The organism is Streptomyces sp. URMC 127 (assembly GCF_051386535.1).
Taxonomy (GTDB): domain Bacteria; phylum Actinomycetota; class Actinomycetes; order Streptomycetales; family Streptomycetaceae; genus Streptomyces.
Genome location: NZ_JBPQTW010000034.1, coordinates 24590 through 45335, shown reverse-complemented (window position 1 = coordinate 45335; position 20746 = coordinate 24590). Strand labels below are relative to the sequence as shown.

The window sequence follows — 20746 nt, the reverse complement described above, 5'->3', positions numbered from 1 at the left end:
CCGCCGCCCTGCGCCGCACCGCGGCCCGCCTCGTACGCCCGCTGCGCCGCAAGGCCGCCGAAGCCGCCGGAGCGCTCCGCCCGTCCCGGCCCGCAGCCACGCCGCACGAGCCGCCGCAGCCCGCACCCCTGAAGCCGCTGCGCCCCCGCGCCTCCGCCCGCGCCACCGCCGGCGGCGGCCTGGCCGTACGGCTGCCCCAGGCGGGCGTCACGGGCGAGCGGCTGACGCTCACCGCCCGCCTGCGCGGCACCGACGGCACCGCGGAGGGCGAGCGCATCGAGCTGCCCCTCACCCGCCCCGCGACCGGCAAGGGCCCGCTCACCGCCACCCTCGACCGGGCCGCCACCACGCTCGCCGAGGGCCGCTGGGACTTCTTCGTCGAGCGCGCCGACGACCGCAAGCGCGCCCGCGTCGCCGCCGACCTGGTCGAGACCGCCCGCCTGCTGACCCTGCCCCTCGGCCGCGACGCCGAAGGCCACGTCACCGCATGGGTGCCCTACGTCACCGCCGCCGGCTCCCTGACCCTGCGCACCTGGCGCCGCCCGGCGCACGCCGAACTCGACGCGATCGCCGTCGGCGAGGACTCCCTCACCGTCACCGCCACCGTGCACGGCACGGCGGCGCCCCTCACCTCCGCCGCACGCCTCGTGCTCCTGTCGCCCGAGGACAGCTCGTACGACGTGGAGGTGCCGCTCACCGTCCTCGGCGAGAGGCAGCTGAGGTGCACCGTCCCCTACGAGCTGCTCTTCGCCCGCCGCGGCACCGCACACGACGTCCGGCGGCTCGTCGTGCGCCCCGCACCCGCGGAACCGCACATCCCCCTCGGGCGTCTCACCGGCGACGACGTCGACCGCAAACGCACCGACGTCCACCCCGCGCGCACCCTTCAGCACCCCGTGCGCGGCACCGTCGCCGTCCGCCCCGTCTTCGACCCGGAGAACGATCTCACCCTTGACGTAAACGACGTGACTCAAGCCACAATGTAGCCTGCACAGGCAACCGAAATCCCTCCCAACGGTCTTAACCGACGGATCGGACCGGGCCGGCGAGGCGTCCGGCCGAGGGGAGACCCGTACACCCAGGCCAGGGGGAAGGACGGACGCGCCGCCCGCTCGCGCCGCGCACACACCGCCATGAAGATCTCTTTCCTTTTGCAGAACGCCTACGGCATCGGCGGCACGATCCGCTCCACCTTCAACGTCGCCGGCGCGCTCGCCGCCCGGCACGACGTGGAGATCGTGTCCATCCACAGGACGGGCGGCACGCCCAAGCTCCCCCTGCACCGCAAGGTGAAGCTGGTCCACCTGATCGACACCCGCGCCGAGACCGGCGCCGACCGGGACAACCCGCTCCTGGAGCAGGACAGCGCCCACATCCCGCCCGTCGAGGCCAAGGGCGCCCACTTCAGCGCCCTCACCGACAAGCGCGTCGCCGAGCACCTCGCCCGCACCGACGCCGACGTCGTCATCGCCACCCGCCCCGGCCTCGTCATGTACCTGGCCGAGTTCGGGCAGGACCGCTACCTGCGCATCGGCCAGGAGCACCGGATCTACGGCACCCACGAGCCGAACATCCGCGCCGCCCAGGACCGCGCGATCCCCCGCCTCGACGCCCACACCGCCGTCTCCGACGCCGACGCCGCGACCCACCGCGAGCACTTCCCCGGCATCAAAACCAAGCTCGTCGCGCTGCCCAACGGCGTCCCCGCCTCCGAGGTCGAGCCCTCCGACGGCAACGCCAAGCTCGTCGTCGCCGCCGGCCGCCTCATCCCCGTCAAGCGCTACGACCTCCTCGTCAAGGCGTGGGCCACCGTCGCCGCCACCCGCCCCGACTGGAAGCTGCGCATCTACGGCCGCGGCCCCCAGCAGGCCAAGCTCCGCGAGCAGATCGACCAGCTCGGCCTCGCCGACCACATCACCCTGATGGGCGCCCACTCCCCCATCGAGACCGAGTGGGCCAAGGGCTCCATCGCCGCCGTGACCTCCCGCGAGGAGTCCTTCGGCATGACGATCGTGGAAGCCATGAACTGCGGCGTCCCCGTCGTCGCCACCGACTGCCCGCACGGCCCCGGCGAGATCATCAAGGACGGCCACGACGGCCTCCTCGTCACCAACCTCGACAGCGACGCCATCGCCAAGGGCCTCCTCAAGCTCATCGAGGACGACGAGCTGCGGCACACCATGGGCAAGAACGCCCTCGTCTCCGCCGAGCGCTACCACCCCGACGCCATCGCCCGCCGCTACGAGGAGCTCATCGACAGCCTCGGCGGCCCCCGCGACGGCTCCGCCCCCGCAGCCGCCCCCGCGGGCTCCGGCACCACGGCCGCCGCCAAGCCCGCCCCGGTGCCCCTGTCCAAGATGCTGCGCCGTACGGCCGGCAAGCTGCTGCGCCCGCTGCGCCGCGGCGTCGCCAAGCCGTCCACCCCGCCGGTGAAGGCCGCGATCAAGGAGATCGTCCGCAAGCCGCTGCGCTGCACCGCCTCCTGCCGCGTCGACGCCGAGGGCAACATCCACGTCTCCGTCGACCGCAAGGGCCTCTCCGGCGAGAAGCTCTCCCTCACGGTCACCCGCCGCAAGGAGGGCAAGCCGGTCAGCGTGCCCCTCCAGCCCCCGGCCGGCCCGCAGGCCCCCTACACGGCCGTCCTCGACCGCAAGCAGCTCCGCCTCGGCGAGGGCCGCTGGGACCTCCACGTCGTCCGCGGCGACGACGGCGCCCGCCGCCGCGTCGTGTCCCACCTCGCCGAAGGCCGCGGCCTGGTCGAGCTGGAGCCGCTGCCCGACGCCCCGTTCACCTGGTGGGTGCCCTACCCGACCGTCGACGGCTTCCTCGCCCTGCGCGCCTGGAACCGCCCCGTCCACGCCGAGGCCCGCACCCTCCGCCAGGACGAGACCGCCTTCACCGTCGAGGGCACCCTGCACGGCGCCGCCTTCGCCGACGGCGCCGAGCCGGTCCTCGTCGCCACCCCGCGCACGGACACCGCCGAGCGGGTGACCGCCCAGGTCACCGCCGTCGACAGCACGACCTTCCGCGTCACCGTCCCCTACGCCGACCTGCGGCACGCCCGCGGCACCGGCGAGGAGAACACCGTGTGGGACCTGGCCCTGCGCCTGACCCCCGACGGCGAGCCGGTCAAGGTGGCCCGCCTCATCGGCGACATCGTCGACCGCAACAAGACGGACCTGTACCCGAAGATCGACGGCATCAAGCCGTACTTCACGGTCAACAGCGACCTGGCGGTCAGCTGCCCGGCCGCATAGCAACGATGGCGGGGCAAGCCGTCAGGCCTGCCCCGCCATCGATGTGCTTCAGCAGCAGCCCGGGCCGGGCAGCGACCTCTTGTTCCGAGCGGCAAGATTCCGCGCCGCCAGCTCGGAATCGGCGGGGTAACCCACCTCTTCCAGCGTCAGCCCGTGCGGCCGCACCACATGCACGGCAGAATCCCGCACCCGCGCCGCCAGGACCTTCCCCGGCCAGTCCACCGGCCGGTGCCCGTCCCCGACGAACAGCAGCGCGCCCACCAGCGACCGCACCATGTTGTGGCAGAACGCGTCCGCCCGTACGGTCGCCGTGATCACGCCGGACGCGTCCCGCTCCCAGCTCAGCTGCTGCAGCGTGCGGATCGTCGTCGCGCCCTCGCGCCGCTTGCAGTACGCGGCGAAGTCGTGCTCGCCGATCAGCGCCTTCGACGCCTCGTTCATGGCGTCGACGTCCAACGGCCAGTCGTGCCAGAGCACATGACCCCGCAGCAGCGGGTCGACGCCGCCGTGATGGTCCGTCACCCGGTAGGCGTAGCGCCGCCAGATCGCGGAGAAGCGCGCGTTGAACCCGGCCGGCGCCTCGGCGACCTTCCACACCCGTACGTCGTGGGGCAGCCGGCCGGCGAGCCGCCGCAGCAGCTTCTCCTCGTGCTCGGCCCACACCTCGGCCGGCAGGTCGACGTGCGCGACCTGGCCCCGCGCGTGCACCCCGGCGTCGGTACGGCCCGCGACCGTCAGCTCGTACGTCTCCTTGGACCGGGTCACGGTCCGGATCGCGTCCTCCAGCTCGCCCTGCACCGTGCGCTGGCCCTCGCGCTGCTTGGCCCAGCCGGAGAAGTCCTTGCCGTCGTACGACAGGTCCAGCCGCACCCGTACGTGGCCGGGTGCCACCTCGTCACTCACCAGGGGTTCCTCTCAGAAATGCGGGACGGGCCCCCCCCCGGGAAAGGGGCGGGCCCGTCACTGACACGCATCAGCGATGTCAGGCGTCCTTCGACTCCTCGGCCGGAGCCTCGGCAGCGGCCTCGGCCTCCTTGACCGCACGCTTGGTGGCGGCCTCGGCCTCGGCGACGGTCGCCTTCTTGGCGATCTCGCCCTCGACCAGCTCGATCACGGCCATGGGCGCGTTGTCGCCACGGCGGTTACCGATCTTGGTGATGCGGGTGTAGCCACCCGGACGCTCGGCGAAGCGCGGAGCGATCTCGGTGAAGAGCACGTGCACGATGCCCTTGTCCGTGATCGTCTGCAGCACCTGGCGACGGTTGTGGATGTCGCCCTTCTTCGCCTTGGTGATCAGGCGCTCGGCGACCGGACGCAGGCGGCGGGCCTTGGCCTCGGTCGTCGTGATGCGGCCGTGCTCGAAGAGCGACTTGGCGAGGTTCGCCAGCATCAGCTTCTCGTGCGCGGCACCGCCGCCCAGACGGGCACCCTTGGTGGGACGCGGCATGGTGTTTCTCCTAGGTGTCTGCCCCGGCCGTATCAGGTACCGGAGTCAGTATCCGAGCGGGCGGTTGCCCGTCGGAGATCCAGGGCAAGCCCTGGAGGGCCCGCGCCCCGTAAGGGGCGCGGGGAACTGCGCGACCAGCCGAAGCGGGCCTGCAGCCAAAACCGATCAGTACTGCTCGGTCTCGACGAACCCGGCGTCCGCGTCGTCGTCCGCGCCAAACGCGTCGGCGGCGGCGGTCGGGTCGAATCCGGGCGGGCTGTCCTTGAGGGCCAGGCCCATGCCGGCCAGCTTCGCCTTGACCTCGTCGATCGACTTCGCACCGAAGTTGCGGATGTCGAGCAGGTCGGCCTCGGAGCGGGCGACGAGCTCACCCACGGAGTGGATGCCCTCGCGCTTGAGGCAGTTGTAGGAGCGGACCGTGAGCTCCAGCTCCTCGATCGGCAGCGCCAGGTCGGCGGCAAGGGCGGCGTCCGTCGGGGACGGGCCCATGTCGATGCCCTCGGCGTCGATGTTGAGCTCGCGGGCCAGACCGAACAGCTCGACCAGGGTCTTACCGGCGGACGCCATGGCGTCGCGCGGGCGCATGGCCTGCTTGGTCTCGACGTCGACGATCAGCTTGTCGAAGTCGGTGCGCTGCTCGACTCGGGTCGCCTCGACCTTGTAGGTGACCTTGAGGACCGGCGAGTAGATGGAGTCGACCGGGATACGGCCGATCTCCTGGCCCACCTGCTTGTTCTGGACGGCGGAGACGTAGCCGCGACCGCGCTCGACGGTCAGCTCCATCTCCAGCTTGCCCTTGGCGTTCAGGGTCGCCAGGACCAGGTCGGGGTTGTGCACCTCGACGCCGGCCGGCGGGGCGATGTCGGCGGCGGTGACCAGACCCGGGCCCTGCTTGCGCAGGTACATCACGACCGGCTCGTCGTGCTCCGAGGAGACGACCAGCTGCTTGATGTTCAGGATGAGGTCGGTGACGTCCTCCTTGACGCCCGGCACGGTGGTGAACTCGTGCAGAACGCCGTCGATGCGGATGGACGTGACCGCCGCACCCGGGATCGAGGAGAGGAGCGTACGACGCAGGGAGTTGCCGAGGGTGTAGCCGAAGCCCGGCTCGAGCGGCTCGATCACGAACCGCGAGCGGAACTCGTCGACGACCTCTTCGGTCAGCGAGGGGCGCTGAGCGATCAGCATGCGATGAATCCTTCAGTCATGGACACCCACTATTTGATGTCCTGAGGTACTACAAGGGTACGGGCGGCACGGCTCGAAGGAGCCGTGCCGCCCACACCCTCAAGGCAGCAGCCGAAGCCGCGCAGCGTCAGACGCGGCGACGCTTCGGGGGGCGGCAGCCGTTGTGCGGGGTCGGGGTGACGTCCTGGATGGAGCCGACCTCGAGGCCCGTCGCCTGGAGCGAACGGATGGCGGTCTCACGACCGGAGCCCGGGCCCTTGACGAAGACGTCAACCTTGCGCATGCCGTGCTCCTGCGCGCGACGCGCGGCCGACTCGGCGGCCATCTGCGCGGCGAAGGGGGTGGACTTGCGCGAGCCCTTGAAGCCGACGTGGCCGGCGGAGGCCCAGGAGATCACGTTGCCCGTGGGGTCGGTGATCGAAACGATGGTGTTGTTGAACGTGCTCTTGATGTGCGCGTGGCCGTGAGCGACGTTCTTCTTTTCCTTGCGGCGCACCTTCTTGGCAGCGCCCTGACGACCCTTGGGGGGCATGTCTTACTCCTGATGGAGGGAGGTGGTCGGTCCTACAGCGAAGACCGCTGGATTGCGGGGGTTCCGGGGGTGGTCCCCCGAAAACCCGCGGCGTCCGCTGCGGACTACTTCTTGCCCGGCTTCTTCTTGCCGGCGATGGCGCGACGCGGGCCCTTGCGGGTACGAGCGTTCGTGCTGGTGCGCTGACCGTGAACGGGCAGGCCACGGCGGTGACGCAGACCCTGGTAGCAGCCGATCTCAACCTTGCGGCGGATGTCGGCCTGGATCTCGCGACGGAGGTCACCCTCGGTCTTGAGGTTGGCGTCCACGTACTCGCGGATCTTGACCAGGTCCTCCTCGACCAGGTCACGAACGCGGGTGTTCGGGTTCACACCGGTCGCGGCGAGGATCGTCTGCGACTGGGTACGGCCGATACCGAAGACGTAGGTGAGTGCGATCTCCACGCGCTTGTCGCGCGGGATGTCAACACCGGAAACGCGTGCCATTCAATGGCTCCAGATGTTCTCGGGGGTCTGACACAGAGCCGCTCCCGGTCGCCGTACTAGGTACGTCCCGGGTCCCCGGCCCCCACCGGAGGTGCCGTCGGTGATCGATCACCGGACGGGCTCTGCGTATGTACGTTTTTTGCTCGCGTCGCGCGAAGAAACTGCGGAGTGCAGGTTCTGCGTCAGCCCTGGCGCTGCTTGTGGCGCAGGTTGTCGCAGATGACCATGACCCGGCCGTGGCGGCGGATCACCTTGCACTTGTCGCAGATCTTCTTGACGCTCGGCTTGACCTTCATGGGTGTGAGGTTCTCCGGGTCAGTGCCGTCACCCCACGGGCGTGGGGCGCCGACAAGATCTACTTGTAGCGGTAGACGATCCGGCCACGCGTCAGGTCGTACGGAGAGAGCTCCACGACGACCCGGTCATCCGGAAGGATGCGGATGTAGTGCATCCGCATCTTGCCGCTGATGTGCGCGAGGACCTTGTGACCGTTCTGGAGCTCCACCTTGAACATCGCGTTCGGCAGAGACTCGATCACGGTGCCCTCGATCTCGATGGCACCTTGCTTCTTGGCCACGCTTCGCCTTTCGAATCGGCTACCTTGATCAACTCTCGTATGTGCGTACCAACGGCACGAAGGCATGCGGATACACGAGAGCCGACGCGTCAGTCTACGTCAGGGCAACCCGAAAGACTAATCCAGGGGTGACTGCCCCGCCGCAGTGATCCTTAAGCGGAGGTCAGGCCAGCGGGTCCGGGGCCGCCGTGACGCCGTATTCCGCCAGCTTCGCCTTACCGCCGTCGACCGCCGTCAGGACCAGCGGCCCCTCCTCCGTCAGAGCGACGGAGTGCTCCCAGTGGGAGGACCAGGACATGTCGTCCGTGAGGACCGTCCAGTCGTCCTCCAGGACGTGCGTACGGGCCGTGCCGAGGCTCACCATGGGCTCGATGGCGATGCAGAAGCCCGGGACCAGCTTGGGGCCCTTGCCGCGCTTGCGGGAGACGTAGTTCAGCAGGTGCGGATCCATGTGCATCTCGGAGCCGATGCCGTGGCCGCCGTAGTCCTCGATGATCCCGTACTTGCCGGTGGCCGGGCGGGGCTGGCGGCGGATGTAGCCCTCGATGGCCTTGGAGATGTCCACCAGGCGGTTGCCGTTCTTCACGGCGGCGATGCCGGCCCACATGGACTCCTCGGTCACCCGGGAGAGCTCGATCAGCTCGGGAGCGTGACCGGTGCCCACGAAGGCCGTGAAGGCGGCGTCGCCGTGCCAGCCGTCCACGATGGCGCCCGCGTCGATCGAGATGATGTCCCCGTCCTTGAGGACCGTCTTCTCGTCCGGGATGCCGTGGACGACGACCTCGTTCACCGAGGTGCAGATCGTGGCGGGGAAGCCGCCGTAGCCGAGGAAGTTCGACTTGGCGCCGTGCTCGGCGATGACCTTGCGGGCGACCTCGTCCAGGTCCTTGGTCGTGGCACCGGGCACGGCCGCCTCCCGGGTGGCCGCGTGGATGGCGGCGACGACCAGCCCCGCCTCGCGCATCTTCGCGATCTGCTCGGGGGTCTTGATCTCGACCATGGGGTGCCTTTCTGGGGACTGCGGTCCGACTCGGGTAACAACACTACGGCCGCGGTGCCCCTGCGGGGCGCCGCGGCCGTGGCTCATGGCTGCAAAAGGCTCAGTCGCTGGAGAGAGCCGCCATCGCGCGCTCCGTGACCTCGTTGACCTTGCCGAGGGCCGAGATCGTCACCACGAGGCCCTGGGCCTTGTAGTAGTCGATGATCGGCTCGGTCTCGCTGTGGTAGACCTCCAGCCGGCGGCGGACGGTCTCCTCGCTGTCGTCCTCGCGCTGGTACAGCTCGCCGCCGCAGGCGTCGCAGACGCCCTCCGCGGCCGGCGGGTTGTAGATCACGTGGAAGATGTGGCTGCTGTCCTTGCGGCACATCCGGCGGCCGGCGATCCGCTTGACCACCTCGTCCTCCGGGACCTCCAGGTCCAGGACGGCGTCCAGCTTGAGGTCGTCGGCCTTGAGGATGGCGTCCAGCGCCTCCGCCTGGGCCAGGTTCCGCGGGAAGCCGTCGAGCAGGAAGCCGCCGGCGGCGTCCGCCTGGTCCATGCGGTCCTTGGCCATGCCGATGGTGACCTCGTCCGGCACGAGTTGGCCGGCCCGCATGTACTCCTGGGCCTTCTGCCCCAGGGGCGTGCCCTGGCTGATGTTCGCCCGGAAGAGGTCGCCCGTCGAGATGTGCGGGATCGCGAGGTTCTTGGCGAGGTACGCGGCCTGCGTACCCTTGCCGGCGCCGGGCGGCCCGACGAGGACGATTCGCATCAGCGGAGGAACCCTTCGTAGTTGCGCTGCTGAAGCTGGCTCTCGATCTGCTTCACAGTCTCCAGACCGACACCCACGATGATCAGGATGCTGGTTCCCCCGAACGGGAAGTTCTGGTTTGCGTTGAGTGTGACCAGTGCCACCGTGGGCACCAGGGCGATCAGGCCCAGGTAGAGAGAGCCCGGCCACGTGATGCGGTTCAGCACGTAGCTCAGGTACTCCGCGGTGGGACGACCGGCCCGGATACCCGGGATGAACCCACCATACTTCTTCATGTTGTCGGCAACTTCTTCGGGGTTGAAGGAGATGGCGACGTAGAAGAACGCGAAGAACACGATCAGCAGGAAGTAGGTGACCATGTAGATCGGGTGGTCACCCTTGACCAGGTTGCGCTGGATCCATTCCGCCCAGTCGGCCTTGGAGCCGGTGAACTGCACGAGCAGGGCCGGAATGTAGAGCAGCGACGAGGCGAAGATGACGGGAATCACACCCGCCTGGTTCACCTTGAGCGGGATGTAGGTGGACGTGCCGCCGTAGGAACGACGGCCGATCATGCGCTTGGCGTACTGCACGGGGATCCGGCGCTGGGCCTGCTCGACGAAGACCACGAGCGCGACCATCGCCAGGCCGCAGAGGATGACCAGCGAGAACTCCAGCCAGCCGCCCATCAGGCTGCCCTGCAGCTTGATCGCCCAGAGGGCGGTCGGGAAGCCGGCGGCGATGGAGGTGAACATCAGGATCGACATGCCGTTGCCGATGCCGCGGTCGGTGATGAGCTCACCGAGCCACATGATCAGACAGGTGCCGGCGGTCATGGTGATGACCATGACGACGGTCGTGAAGATCGACTGGTTGGGAACGATCTGGTTCCCGACGGTGCAGCCCCCGAACAAGGCACCGCTGCGGGCAGTGGCCACCAGGCCGGTGCCCTGGAGGACGGCAAGAGCCACGGTCAGATAACGCGTGTACTGCGTGATCTTTGCCTGCCCCGACTGGCCCTCCTTCTTGAGGGCTTCCAGCCGTGGAATCACGACGGTCAGGAGCTGCAGGATGATGCTCGCCGTGATGTACGGCATGATCCCGAGCGCAAAGATCGTGATCTGCAGCAGCGCGCCACCGCTGAACATGTTCACGAGGCCGAAGAGGCCCTGACCGCTCTTGGTCTGGTCCATGCACATCTGGACATTGCGGTAGTCGACGCCCGGCACCGGCACATGAGCACCGAGCCGGAAGAGCACCATGATGCCCAGCGTGAACAGCAGCTTCTTGCGCAGGTCGGGCGTCTTGAACGCCCGGGCGAACGCGGTGAGCACGGTGCCTCCTGCGCCTCTCACGCAGCCACGCGAGAGGTGACGGTCTTGAGGATCGACGAATACTTATCAGCCAAAATCCGCGGGCACAGGGGCCGCGCGGAGATTAACAGTGCACGCCACCTTACCGGCGACCGTGCCCCCCTTGGAACGACCAACCGGGGATGCCCCTTTTGGGACATCCCCGGTTGTCAGTTCAACGAGCTCAGACGAGCTCGGTGACGGTGCCGCCGGCAGCGGCGATCTTCTCCTTGGCGGAGGCGGAGACGGCGTCGACCGTCACCTGCAGCGCCACGGAGATCTCGCCCTGGCCCAGGACCTTGACGAGCTGGTTCTTGCGCACCGCGCCCTTGGCGACCAGGTCGGCCACCGTGACCTCGCCACCCTGCGGGTAGAGCGCGGCCAGCTTGTCCAGGTTCACGACCTGGAACTCGGTGCGGAAGGGGTTCTTGAAGCCCTTCAGCTTCGGGAGGCGCATGTGGAGGGGCATCTGCCCACCCTCGAAGCGCTCCGGAACCTGGTAGCGGGCCTTGGTGCCCTTGGTACCACGACCGGCCGTCTTACCCTTCGACGCCTCACCACGACCGACACGGGTCTTGGCGGTCTTGGCGCCGGGGGCGGGACGGAGGTTGTGGACCTTCAGCGGGTTCTGCTCCGCCATGTCAGTCGACCTCCTCGACCGTCACGAGGTGGCGGACGGTGTGCACCATGCCGCGGATCTCGGGACGGTCCTCCTTGACAACCACGTCGTTCAGGCGCTTGAGCCCGAGCGAACGCAGGGTGTCGCGGTGGTTCTGCTTGCTGCCGATGTAGGACTTGACCTGCGTGACCTTGAGGCGAGCCATTACGCACCCACCCCTGCACGCGCCCGCAGCAGAGCGGCGGGAGCAACGTCCTCCAGCGGCAGACCACGACGGGCGGCGATCTCCTCGGGACGGGACAGTCCCTTGAGGGCCTCCACCGTGGCGTGCACGATGTTGATCGGGTTCGACGAACCGAGCGACTTCGACAGGATGTCGTGAACGCCGGCGCACTCGAGCACGGCACGCACCGGGCCACCGGCGATAACACCGGTACCGGGGGAAGCCGGCTTGAGCAGGACGACGCCCGCGGCCTTCTCGCCCTGGATCGGGTGCGGGATGGTGCCCTGGATACGGGGGACCTTGAAGAAGTTCTTCTTGGCCTCTTCCACGCCCTTGGCGATGGCAGCCGGAACTTCCTTGGCCTTGCCGTAACCGACACCCACGGTGCCGTCACCGTCGCCCACCACGACCAGCGCGGTGAAGCTGAAGCGACGACCACCCTTGACAACCTTGGCGACGCGGTTGATCGCGACTACGCGCTCAACGTACGCGGTCTTCTCGGCGGCAGCGCCACCGTCACGGCCCTTCCGGTCCCGCCGCTCGCCGCCACCGGCACCGCTTCCGCGGCGCTGGGGTCCAGCCATTGGATTTACCTCTCTCTGTTACGTCCGCTAGCTCCGGAACCGGGGCTTAGAACTTCAGCCCGGCTTCGCGGGCGGCGTCCGCCAGAGCGGCGATGCGCCCGGCGTACTGGTTGCCACCGCGGTCGAACACGACGGCCTCGACACCGGCGGCCTTGGCACGCTCGGCGACCAGGGCGCCGACCTTCTTCGCCACGGCGCTCTTGTCGCCCTCGCCACCACGGATCGAAGCGTCCAGGTGGGAGGCCGACGCCAGGGTGTGGCCCTTGAGGTCGTCGATGACCTGAGCGGTGATGCCACGGTTCGAGCGCGTCACGACGAGACGCGGGCGCTCGGCCGTACCCGACAGGTTCTTGCGGATGCGGATGTGGCGGCGCGCCTTGGCAGCGCGCTTGTACGCGTCGCCCTTGGCGATCTTCACACCGTATGCCATGGCTTACTTACCAGCCTTTCCGACCTTGCGGCGGATGACCTCACCCGCGTACTTCACACCCTTGGCCTTGTAGGGGTCGGGCTTGCGAAGCTTGCGGATGTTGGCGGCGACCTCGCCGACCTTCTGCTTGTCGATGCCCTCGACGCTCAGCTTGGTGGGGGACTCCACCTTGAAGGTGATGCCCTCCGGGGCCTCGACCAGGATCGGGTGGCTGTAGCCCAGGGAGAACTCCAGGTTGGAGCCCTTCGCCTGGACGCGGTAACCGACACCGCTGATCTCAAGAGCCTTGCTGTAGCCCTGGGTCACGCCGGTGATCATGTTCGCCACCAGCGTGCGGGACAGGCCGTGCAGGGCCTTGTTCTGACGCTCGTCGTTCGGACGAGAGACGACAAGGGTGCCGTCCTCGGCCTTAGCGATCTCGATGGGCGCGGCGACAGCGTGCGTGAGGGAACCCTTGGGGCCCTTCACGTGCACCGTACGGCCATCGATGGTGACGTCCACACCAGCGGGAACCTGGATGGGCAGCCGTCCAATACGCGACATTGGCTATTCCTCCGTTCCCTGGTTACCAGACGTAGGCGAGGACTTCCCCACCCACGCCCTTCTTGCTGGCCTGCTGGCCGGTCAGGAGACCGTGGGACGTGGAGATGATCGCCACGCCCAGGCCGCCGAGGACCTTCGGCAGGTTGGTGGACTTTGCGTAGACCCGCAGGCCCGGCTTCGAGATCCGCTTGATCCCGGCGATGGAGCGCTCGCGGTTCGGACCGAACTTCAGGTCGATGACGAGGCTCTTGCCGACCTCGGCGTCCTCGACCTTCCAGCCGGCGATGTAGCCCTCCTGCTGCAGGATCTCGGCGATGTGCGCCTTGATCTTGCTGTGGGGCATGGCCACGGAGTCGTGGTAAGCCGAGTTCGCGTTCCGCAGACGGGTCAGCATGTCTGCGATCGGATCGGTCATGGTCATGTTTGGCCTTCGGCCTCTCTCGCCGGGGTTTCCTATCTGCGCCATCCCTCTCCCCGAACTGGGTCGGGGCGGGTGCGGCGCGGGGACCTACGGCGTAGTAAGACGGTCATGGGCGGCGGGCACCCAACCCTTCAACTCTACGCGAGCCGAAGGATCGGGCCCCACCGTCCTTGATGCTTACCGAGAGCCCTGGTCAACCCAAGTGGGTTGTTACCAGGAGCTCTTGGTCACGCCCGGCAGCTCGCCACGGTGAGCCATCTCACGAAGGCACACGCGGCAGAGGCCGAACTTGCGGTACACGGAGTGCGGGCGGCCGCAGCGCTGGCAGCGGGTGTACGCACGCACACCGAACTTGGGCTTGCGAGCAGCCTTGGCAATCAGAGACTTCTTCGCCATCTCGCTTACGCCTCCTTGAAGGGGAAGCCGAGGTGACGAAGGAGGGCGCGGCCCTCGTCGTCGTTGGTCGCCGTGGTCACCACGGTGATGTCCATACCCCGGACGCGGTCGATCTTGTCCTGGTCGATCTCGTGGAACATGACCTGCTCCGTGAGACCGAAGGTGTAGTTACCCCGACCGTCGAACTGCTTCGGGGACAGACCACGGAAGTCGCGGATGCGCGGGAGCGCGAGCGACAGGGTGCGGTCCAGGAACTCCCACATGCGGTCGCCACGGAGGGTGACGTGGGCACCGATCGGCTGGCCCTCACGCAGCTTGAACTGCGCGATGGACTTGCGAGCCTTGGTGACGGCCGGCTTCTGGCCGGTGATCGTGGTGAGGTCGCGGATGGCGCCCTCGATCAGCTTGGAGTCGCGGGCGGCGTCGCCCACACCCATGTTGACCACGATCTTCGTGAGGCCGGGGACCTGCATGACGTTCTCGTAGGAGAACTCCTCACGCAGCTTGCCCTGGATCTCCTCGCGGTACTTCGTCTTGAGACGCGGAGTGGTAGCCATCAGATGTCCTCACCCGTCCGCTTGGCAACGCGGATCTTGTTGCCGTTCTCGTCGAAGCGGTAGCCGACGCGCGTGACGACCTTCTTGCCGTCCTTCTCCACGATGAGCTGGACGTTGCTCACGTGAATCGGGGCCTCGGTCGTGACAATGCCACCGGTCTTGGAACCACGGGCGGTCTGGCCGGCCTTGGTGTGCTTCTTGACCCGGTTGACACCCTCGACGAGAACACGGTCCTCAGCGGGGAAGGCCTGGATGACCTTGCCCTGCTTGCCCTTGTCCTTGCCGGTGATGACCTGAACCAGGTCGCCCTTCTTGATCTTCATCGGTTACAGCACCTCCGGCGCGAGCGAGACGATCTTCATGAACTTCTTCTCGCGCAGCTCTCGGCCCACGGGGCCGAAGATACGGGTGCCGCGGGGGTCACCGTCGTTCTTGAGGATGACGGCCGCGTTCTCGTCGAAGCGGATGTACGAGCCGTCCGGACGGCGGCGCTCCTTGACGGTGCGAACGATGACGGCCTTGACGACGTCACCCTTCTTCACGTTGCCGCCGGGGATCGCGTCCTTCACGGTGGCGACGATCACGTCACCGATGCCCGCGTAGCGGCGACCCGAGCCACCGAGAACACGGATGCAAAGGATCTCCTTGGCACCAGTGTTGTCGGCGACGCGCAGTCGCGACTCCTGCTGGATCACGTCTATCTCCTGATTGTCTGCCGGTTCCCGGCAGGGGCTCCGAGGAGCCCCTGCCGAGCCTGGCGGAACTGTCCTGAGGGATTCCCCTCAGGAATTACTTGGCCTTCTCGAGGATCTCGACGACGCGCCAGCGCTTGGTGGCGGACAGCGGCCGGGTCTCCATCAGGAGGACGCGGTCGCCGACACCGGCGGCGTTCTGCTCGTCGTGCGCCTTGAGCTTGTTGGTACGGCGGATGACCTTGCCGTACAGCGCGTGCTTGACACGGTCCTCGACGGCGACGACGACGGTCTTGTCCATCTTGTCGCTGACGACCAGACCCTCACGGGTCTTGCGGAAACCGCGCTCGGTCTTCTCAGTCACGTTCTTCTCGCTCATCAGGCGTTCTCCACCGTCTCGATGCCGAGCTCGCGCTCCCGCATCAGGGTGTAGATCCGGGCGATGTCCTTGCGGACGGCCTTCAGCCGGCCGTGGTTCTCAAGCTGTCCGGTCGCCGCCTGGAAGCGGAGGTTGAACAGCTCTTCCTTGGCCTCACGGAGCTTGGCAACGAGGTCCTCGTTGTTCAGCTCACGCAGCTCGGTCGCCTTGGTACCGGCAGCCATCACGACTCACCTGCCTCGCGCCGAACAATGCGGCACTTCATCGGAAGCTTGTGGGCGGCTCGGGTGAGCGCCTCACGCGCAACCTTCTCGTTCGGGAAGGACAGCTCGAACATCACCCGACCGGGCTTGACGTTCGCGACCCACCACTCCGGGGAACCCTTACCGGAACCCATGCGGGTCTCGGCGGGCTTCTTCGTGAGCGGACGGTCCGGGTAGATGTTGATCCACACCTTGCCGCCACGCTTGATGTGACGGGTCATGGCGATACGAGCGGACTCGATCTGCCGGTTCGTCACATAGGCCGGGGTCAGGGCCTGAATGCCGTACTCACCGAAGGCGAGCTCGGTACCACCCTTGGCCATGCCGTTCCGCTTGGGGTGGTGCTGCTTGCGGTGCTTGACCCTGCGAGGGATCAGCATGTCGGTCAGGCCTCCGTTCCGGTGGTCTCAGCCGGAGCAGCGGTGGCCTCGGCCTTGGGGGCCTCGGCAGCCTGCTGCGGCTTGCGGCCGCGGCCACCGCGCTCGCCGCCACGGCCACCACGGGCCGGACGGTCGCCGGCGCCACGGGACGGGCGGTTGCCCGCACGCGCGGCGGCGTTCTCGGCGCGGACCTCGGCGATGTTCTTGACGTCGCCCTTGTAGATCCAGACCTTCACGCCGATGCGGCCGAAGGTGGTCTTGGCCTCGAAGAAGCCGTAGTCGACGTTCGCGCGGAGCGTGTGCAGGGGCACACGGCCCTCGCGGTAGAACTCCGAGCGGGACATCTCGGCGCCGCCGAGACGGCCACCGCACTGGATCTTGATGCCCTTGGCGCCGGCCTTCATCGTCGACTGCATGCTCTTGCGCATGGCGCGACGGAAGGAGACGCGGGAGGACAGCTGCTCGGCGACGGCCTGGGCCACCAGCTGGGCGTCGACCTCGGGGTTCTTGACCTCGAGGATGTTCAGCTGGACCTGCTTGCCGGTCAGCTTCTCCAGCTCACCGCGGATGCGGTCGGCCTCGGCGCCGCGGCGGCCGATGACGATGCCCGGACGAGCGGTGTGGATGTCAACGCGGACGCGGTCGCGGGTGCGCTCGATCTCAACCTTCGAGATACCGGCGCGCTCCATGCCCTTCGTCATCATGCGACGAATGGCAACGTCTTCCTTGACGTAGTCCTTGTACAGCTTGTCGGCGTACCAGCGGGACTTGAAGTCCGTGGTCACACCGAGCCGGAACCCGTGCGGGTTAACCTTCTGGCCCATTACCGGGTTCCTTCCTTGCTGCTGACGACCACGGTGATGTGGCTGGTCCGCTTGCGGATCCGGTAGGCGCGACCCTGGGCGCGCGGACGGAACCGCTTCAGGGTCGGGCCCTCGTCGACGTAGGCCTCGGAGATGTAGAGGCTGTCGACGTCGGTGTGGTCGTAGTTGTGCGCGGCGTTGGCGATGGCGCTGTCCAGCACCTTGCCGACCGGCACGCTCGCGGCCTGCGGGGCGAAACGCAGGACCGCCTGAGCCTCCGTGGCGTCCATGCCACGGATGAGGTCCACCACGCGGCGGGCCTTCATGGGCGTGACGCGGATGTACCGCGCCTGGGCCCTGGCTTCCATGGTTGTCCCTTCGGTGTCAGTCATAGTCGTTCGCACCCCGCTTAGCGGCGCTTCGACTTGCGGTCGTCCTTGACGTGGCCGCGGAAGGTGCGGGTCGGCGAGAACTCGCCGAGCTTGTGGCCGACCATCGACTCGGTGACGAACACCGGGACGTGCGTCTTGCCGTTGTGCACCGCGAGCGTGTGGCCGAGCATGGCCGGCACGATCATGGAGCGGCGGGACCAGGTCTTGATGACGTTCTTGGTACCGGCTTCGTTCTGAGCGTCCACCTTCTTGATGAGGTGGTCGTCGACGAAGGGTCCCTTCTTGAGACTACGCGGCATCTAAACCCGCTCCTAGCGCTTCTTGTTCGTCTTGCGGCGGCGGACGATGTACTTGTTGCTCGCCTTCTTGGGAGAACGAGTACGACCCTCCTTCTGACCCCACGGGGAGACCGGGTGGCGACCACCGGAGGTCTTGCCCTCACCACCACCGTGCGGGTGGTCAACCGGGTTCATCGCGACACCGCGGACGGTCGGGCGGACGCCCTTCCAGCGCATGCGGCCGGCCTTGCCCCAGTTGATGTTCGACTGCTCGGCGTTGCCGACCTCGCCGACCGTGGCGCGGCAGCGGACGTCGACCAGGCGGACCTCGCCGGACGGCATACGCAGGTGGGCGTACTGGCCCTCCTTCGCCAGCAGCTGCACGGAGGAACCGGCAGAGCGGGCGAACTTGGCGCCACCACCGGGACGGAGCTCGATCGCGTGGATCGTGGTACCGACCGGGATGTTGCGGAGCGGGAGGTTGTTGCCCGGCTTGATGTCGGCGCCCGGGCCGTTCTCAATCCGGTCGCCCTGGTTCAGCTTGGCCGGGGCGATGATGTAGCGCTTCTCGCCGTCTGCGTAGTGCAGGAGCGCGATGCGCGCGGTGCGGTTCGGGTCGTACTCGATGTGAGCGACCTTGGCCGGCACGCCGTCCTTGTCGTGACGACGGAAGTCGATCACGCGGTAGGCGCGCTTGTGGCCACCGCCCTGGTGGCGAACGGTCACACGACCGGCGTTGTTACGGCCGCCCTTGCTGTGCAGCGGGCGGACCAGCGACTTCTCCGGCGTGGACCGCGTGATCTCGACAAAGTCGGCGACGCTGGAGCCACGACGGCCCGGGGTCGTCGGCTTGTACTTGCGGATACCCATTTCTCAGTCCTCGTCCGATTCCGGACGACTCGGACTCCGTTAGGAGACCGGGCCGCCGAAGATGTCGATACGGTCGCCCTCGGCGAGGGTCACGATGGCGCGCTTGGTGTTGGCGCGCTTGCCGAAACCGGTGCGGGTGCGCTTGCGCTTGCCCTGGCGGTTGATCGTGTTGACCCCGGTGACCTTGACCGAGAAGACCGCCTCGACGGCCTGCTTGATCTGGGTCTTGTTGGCGCGCGGGTCGACGATGAACGTGTACTTGTTCTCGTCCAGCAGCGCGTAGCTCTTCTCGGAGACGACCGGCTTGACCAGGAGGTCGCGCGGGTCCGAGAACGTCTTGCTGGTGACGACGGCCTCAGTCATCAGGCCTCGCTCCCTTCGGTCTCAGCGGCCTTGGGGCCAGACACGAAGGACTCGAAGGCGGCCTTGGTGAAGACCACGTCGTCGGAGACGAGCACGTCGTACGTGTTCAGCTGGCCCGGCTCCAGGATGTGGACCTGGGGCAGGTTGCGGGCGGAGAGCCACGCGGCCTCGTCGGACCGGTCGGCGACCAGGAGCAGGTTCTTGCGCTCCGAGATCTTGCCGAACAGGGTCTTGGCGGCCTTGGTGGAAACCGCACCCTCGACCACGCCGGAGACGACGTGGATGCGGGAGTGACGCGCGCGGTCCGAGAGGGCACCGCGCAGGGCGGCGGCCTTCATCTTCTTCGGGGTGCGCTGCGAGTAGTCACGCGGCACGGGACCGTGCACGACGCCACCACCGGCGAACTGCGGCGCGCGGGTCGAACCCTGACGGGCGCGACCGGTGCCCTTCTGGCGGTACGGCTTCTTGCCACCGCCGCGGACCTCGCCACGGGTCTTGGTCTTGTGCGTGCCCTGACGGGCAGCGGCCAGCTGCGCGACGACGACCTGGTGGATCAGCGGAACGCTGACCTTCGCGTCGAAGATCTCCGCGGGGAGCTCGACGGTCCCGGCCTTGTCGCCTGCCGGCGAAAGGATGTCAATGGTGCTCATCGGTTACCTCAGGCCCCCTTGGCCGCGGTACGGACCAGGACGAGGCCGCCGTTCGGACCAGGAACCGCGCCCTTGATCAGGAGCAGGCCCTTCTCCGCGTCAACGGCGTGGACGGTCAGGTTCTGGGTGGTGACCCGCTCGTTGCCCATGCGGCCCGCCATGCGGAGGCCCTTGAACACACGGCCCGGGGTGGCGCAGCCACCGATGGAACCGGGGGAGCGGTGCTTGCGCTGGGTGCCGTGCCCGGCGCCGAGGCCACGGAAGTTGTGGCGCTTCATGACACCGGCGAAGCCCTTGCCCTTGCTCTTGCCCGTGACGTCAACCTTGACGCCGGCCTCGAACACGTCCGCGGTGATCTCCTGGCCGAGGGTGTACTCGGCGGCGTCGGAGGTGCGGATCTCCACCAGGTGGCGGCGGGGGGTCACGTCGGCCTTGGCGAAGTGGCCCTTGAGGGGCTTGTTCACCTTGCGCGGGTCGATCTCGCCGAAGGCGATCTGGACCGACTCGTAGCCGTCGGCGTCGTTGGTGCGGACCTGCGTCACGACGCAGGGACCGGCCTTGACAACGGTGACCGGGACGACACGGTTGTTCTCGTCCCAGACCTGCGTCATGCCGAGCTTCTCGCCCAGGACGCCCTTGATCTGCTTAGCCATCTCGCGCGTCACCTCAGAGCTTGATCTCGATGTCGACGCCGGCCGGCAGGTCGAGACGCATCAGCGAGTCAACCGTCTTCGGCGTGGGGTCGAGGATGTCGATGAGGCGCTTGTGCGTGCGCATCTCGAAGTGCTCGCGCGAGTCCTTGTACTTGTGCGGCGACTTGATGACGCAGTACACGTTCTTCTCAGTGGGCAGCGGCACCGGGCCCGCGACCGACGCACCAGTGCGGGTCACCGTCTCGACGATCTTCTTCGCCGAGGAGTCGATGACCTCGTGGTCGTAGGCCTTGAGCCGGATGCGGATCTTCTGTCCCGCCATGGCTACTTCGTAGTCCTGTCTCTCGTAACGCTCTGGGACTCGGCCGGCTGCGCCCGGAAATCGCCTCCGAACGCCGTCCCTCCCCGCTCCACCTCCGACCCACGCGGTCGGGCGTGTCGCGCCCCTTCCAGCAGATTTCCCTAAGGAAATTCCCTGGTGAAGGGGGTTGTGGGGGAAAGACACCCACCGAGTGCCTGGCTGGGGCCCCGCTGACACTTCCCGGAAGATTCCCGTACTTCCGCCCCTCATAAGAGGCGACGAGTACTGCGGGACTCGCTTCCAGTCCTCCCGGCGGGAGGCGCGCAGCATCGGCACTCAACCGAGCAACCTGAACAGTGTGCCATATGCGGCCGAGGAGGC

32 protein-coding genes and 1 pseudogene are annotated in these 20746 nt (G+C 67.8%); 2 read left to right on the top strand and 31 right to left on the bottom strand.

Features of this window, described 5'->3' with window-relative positions; translation table 11 throughout:
- Both ACSNOH_RS11200 and ACSNOH_RS11195 read left to right on the top strand, forming a co-directional pair.
- Positions 1–986: pseudogene (locus ACSNOH_RS11200) on the top strand (glycosyltransferase family 4 protein); the annotation flags it as partial.
- 147 nt (positions 987–1133) lie between these two features.
- Positions 1134–3257 carry a glycosyltransferase family 4 protein gene (locus ACSNOH_RS11195; protein ID WP_436721096.1) on the top strand — a complete coding sequence of 708 codons (2124 nt, stop codon included), beginning with the start codon at positions 1134–1136 and terminating at the stop codon, positions 3255–3257.
- Positions 3258–3305: 48 nt separating this feature from the next.
- Here ACSNOH_RS11195 and truA read toward each other — a convergent pair whose 3' ends face one another.
- The 31 genes from truA to rpsJ form a co-directional block, all read right to left on the bottom strand.
- Positions 3306–4160 (bottom strand): tRNA pseudouridine(38-40) synthase TruA, encoded by an 855-nt coding sequence (truA, locus tag ACSNOH_RS11190; RefSeq protein WP_436721095.1) that lies wholly within the window; start codon positions 4158–4160, stop codon positions 3306–3308.
- Between the two features lie 79 nt (positions 4161–4239).
- A complete protein-coding gene (gene rplQ, locus ACSNOH_RS11185; protein WP_436721094.1) occupies positions 4240–4704 on the bottom strand; it encodes a 50S ribosomal protein L17 in 465 nt (154 codons plus the stop codon).
- A 165-nt stretch (positions 4705–4869) separates the two neighbouring features.
- Complete coding sequence (locus tag ACSNOH_RS11180) at positions 4870–5892, bottom strand: DNA-directed RNA polymerase subunit alpha (protein WP_004946635.1); 1023 nt, start codon at positions 5890–5892, stop codon at positions 4870–4872.
- A 127-nt stretch (positions 5893–6019) separates the two neighbouring features.
- Positions 6020–6424 carry a 30S ribosomal protein S11 gene (gene rpsK, locus ACSNOH_RS11175; RefSeq protein ID WP_003948617.1) on the bottom strand — a complete coding sequence of 135 codons (405 nt, stop codon included), beginning with the start codon at positions 6422–6424 and terminating at the stop codon, positions 6020–6022.
- Between the two features lie 104 nt (positions 6425–6528).
- Positions 6529–6909 (bottom strand): 30S ribosomal protein S13, encoded by a 381-nt coding sequence (gene rpsM / locus ACSNOH_RS11170; RefSeq protein ID WP_436721093.1) that lies wholly within the window; start codon positions 6907–6909, stop codon positions 6529–6531.
- A gap of 182 nt (positions 6910–7091) precedes the next feature.
- The gene (gene rpmJ / locus ACSNOH_RS11165; RefSeq protein WP_003956441.1) at positions 7092–7205 is read right to left on the bottom strand and encodes a 50S ribosomal protein L36; all 114 of its coding nucleotides are present in this window, start codon (positions 7203–7205) and stop codon (positions 7092–7094) included.
- Between the two features lie 59 nt (positions 7206–7264).
- On the bottom strand, positions 7265–7486 hold the full coding sequence (gene infA, locus ACSNOH_RS11160) for a translation initiation factor IF-1 (RefSeq protein WP_003956442.1): 222 nt from the start codon (positions 7484–7486) through the stop codon (positions 7265–7267).
- 163 nt (positions 7487–7649) lie between these two features.
- Positions 7650–8486 carry a type I methionyl aminopeptidase gene (gene map, locus ACSNOH_RS11155; protein ID WP_436721092.1) on the bottom strand — a complete coding sequence of 279 codons (837 nt, stop codon included), beginning with the start codon at positions 8484–8486 and terminating at the stop codon, positions 7650–7652.
- A gap of 100 nt (positions 8487–8586) precedes the next feature.
- The gene (locus ACSNOH_RS11150; protein ID WP_436721091.1) at positions 8587–9237 is read right to left on the bottom strand and encodes an adenylate kinase; all 651 of its coding nucleotides are present in this window, start codon (positions 9235–9237) and stop codon (positions 8587–8589) included.
- Positions 9237–10550 carry a preprotein translocase subunit SecY gene (gene secY / locus ACSNOH_RS11145; protein WP_436721090.1) on the bottom strand — a complete coding sequence of 438 codons (1314 nt, stop codon included), beginning with the start codon at positions 10548–10550 and terminating at the stop codon, positions 9237–9239. The genes ACSNOH_RS11150 and secY overlap by 1 nt, the downstream gene beginning before the upstream one ends.
- A 202-nt stretch (positions 10551–10752) precedes the next feature.
- Positions 10753–11208, bottom strand: a complete 456-nt coding sequence (gene rplO / locus ACSNOH_RS11140) for a 50S ribosomal protein L15 (RefSeq protein WP_436721089.1) — start codon at positions 11206–11208, stop codon at positions 10753–10755.
- A gap of 1 nt (position 11209) precedes the next feature.
- Positions 11210–11392 (bottom strand): 50S ribosomal protein L30, encoded by a 183-nt coding sequence (gene rpmD, locus ACSNOH_RS11135; RefSeq protein WP_018558884.1) that lies wholly within the window; start codon positions 11390–11392, stop codon positions 11210–11212.
- Positions 11392–11994: a 30S ribosomal protein S5 gene (gene rpsE / locus ACSNOH_RS11130; protein ID WP_436721088.1), complete on the bottom strand. Its 603-nt coding sequence runs from the start codon at positions 11992–11994 to the stop codon at positions 11392–11394. The genes rpmD and rpsE overlap by 1 nt, the downstream gene beginning before the upstream one ends.
- Positions 11995–12040: 46 nt before the next feature.
- Positions 12041–12424, bottom strand: a complete 384-nt coding sequence (rplR, locus tag ACSNOH_RS11125; RefSeq protein ID WP_436721087.1) for a 50S ribosomal protein L18 — start codon at positions 12422–12424, stop codon at positions 12041–12043.
- Positions 12425–12427: 3 nt separating this feature from the next.
- Entirely contained in the window at positions 12428–12967 is a 540-nt protein-coding gene (rplF, locus tag ACSNOH_RS11120; protein ID WP_436721086.1) for a 50S ribosomal protein L6, read from the bottom strand.
- Positions 12968–12989: 22 nt separating this feature from the next.
- Positions 12990–13388 carry a 30S ribosomal protein S8 gene (gene rpsH, locus ACSNOH_RS11115; RefSeq protein ID WP_058046822.1) on the bottom strand — a complete coding sequence of 133 codons (399 nt, stop codon included), beginning with the start codon at positions 13386–13388 and terminating at the stop codon, positions 12990–12992.
- A gap of 210 nt (positions 13389–13598) precedes the next feature.
- Positions 13599–13784 (bottom strand): type Z 30S ribosomal protein S14, encoded by a 186-nt coding sequence (locus ACSNOH_RS11110; protein WP_030368403.1) that lies wholly within the window; start codon positions 13782–13784, stop codon positions 13599–13601.
- Between the two features lie 5 nt (positions 13785–13789).
- Complete coding sequence (rplE, locus tag ACSNOH_RS11105; protein WP_436721085.1) at positions 13790–14341, bottom strand: 50S ribosomal protein L5; 552 nt, start codon at positions 14339–14341, stop codon at positions 13790–13792.
- Positions 14341–14664: a 50S ribosomal protein L24 gene (gene rplX, locus ACSNOH_RS11100; protein ID WP_436721084.1), complete on the bottom strand. Its 324-nt coding sequence runs from the start codon at positions 14662–14664 to the stop codon at positions 14341–14343. The genes rplE and rplX overlap by 1 nt, the downstream gene beginning before the upstream one ends.
- A gap of 3 nt (positions 14665–14667) precedes the next feature.
- Positions 14668–15036 carry a 50S ribosomal protein L14 gene (gene rplN, locus ACSNOH_RS11095; RefSeq protein ID WP_087927567.1) on the bottom strand — a complete coding sequence of 123 codons (369 nt, stop codon included), beginning with the start codon at positions 15034–15036 and terminating at the stop codon, positions 14668–14670.
- Between the two features lie 94 nt (positions 15037–15130).
- Positions 15131–15412, bottom strand: a complete 282-nt coding sequence (gene rpsQ, locus ACSNOH_RS11090; protein WP_109281737.1) for a 30S ribosomal protein S17 — start codon at positions 15410–15412, stop codon at positions 15131–15133.
- On the bottom strand, positions 15412–15636 hold the full coding sequence (gene rpmC / locus ACSNOH_RS11085; protein ID WP_384101756.1) for a 50S ribosomal protein L29: 225 nt from the start codon (positions 15634–15636) through the stop codon (positions 15412–15414). Before rpmC ends, rpsQ begins: the two co-directional genes overlap by 1 nt.
- Positions 15636–16055: a 50S ribosomal protein L16 gene (rplP, locus tag ACSNOH_RS11080; RefSeq protein ID WP_004950450.1), complete on the bottom strand. Its 420-nt coding sequence runs from the start codon at positions 16053–16055 to the stop codon at positions 15636–15638. Before rplP ends, rpmC begins: the two co-directional genes overlap by 1 nt.
- A gap of 5 nt (positions 16056–16060) precedes the next feature.
- On the bottom strand, positions 16061–16879 hold the full coding sequence (gene rpsC, locus ACSNOH_RS11075; protein WP_390317209.1) for a 30S ribosomal protein S3: 819 nt from the start codon (positions 16877–16879) through the stop codon (positions 16061–16063).
- Entirely contained in the window at positions 16879–17226 is a 348-nt protein-coding gene (gene rplV, locus ACSNOH_RS11070) for a 50S ribosomal protein L22 (RefSeq protein ID WP_028420772.1), read from the bottom strand. The genes rpsC and rplV overlap by 1 nt, the downstream gene beginning before the upstream one ends.
- Positions 17227–17267: 41 nt before the next feature.
- Positions 17268–17549 carry a 30S ribosomal protein S19 gene (gene rpsS / locus ACSNOH_RS11065; RefSeq protein WP_030368412.1) on the bottom strand — a complete coding sequence of 94 codons (282 nt, stop codon included), beginning with the start codon at positions 17547–17549 and terminating at the stop codon, positions 17268–17270.
- Positions 17550–17561: 12 nt separating this feature from the next.
- Entirely contained in the window at positions 17562–18398 is an 837-nt protein-coding gene (gene rplB / locus ACSNOH_RS11060; RefSeq protein WP_120756560.1) for a 50S ribosomal protein L2, read from the bottom strand.
- 39 nt (positions 18399–18437) lie between these two features.
- The gene (gene rplW, locus ACSNOH_RS11055; RefSeq protein ID WP_004950438.1) at positions 18438–18761 is read right to left on the bottom strand and encodes a 50S ribosomal protein L23; all 324 of its coding nucleotides are present in this window, start codon (positions 18759–18761) and stop codon (positions 18438–18440) included.
- On the bottom strand, positions 18761–19411 hold the full coding sequence (rplD, locus tag ACSNOH_RS11050) for a 50S ribosomal protein L4 (RefSeq protein WP_436721083.1): 651 nt from the start codon (positions 19409–19411) through the stop codon (positions 18761–18763). The genes rplW and rplD overlap by 1 nt, the downstream gene beginning before the upstream one ends.
- An 8-nt stretch (positions 19412–19419) precedes the next feature.
- Entirely contained in the window at positions 19420–20064 is a 645-nt protein-coding gene (gene rplC / locus ACSNOH_RS11045; protein ID WP_004950432.1) for a 50S ribosomal protein L3, read from the bottom strand.
- A 13-nt stretch (positions 20065–20077) separates the two neighbouring features.
- Positions 20078–20386: a 30S ribosomal protein S10 gene (gene rpsJ / locus ACSNOH_RS11040; RefSeq protein ID WP_003948644.1), complete on the bottom strand. Its 309-nt coding sequence runs from the start codon at positions 20384–20386 to the stop codon at positions 20078–20080.
- Positions 20387–20746 lie beyond the last annotated feature (360 nt).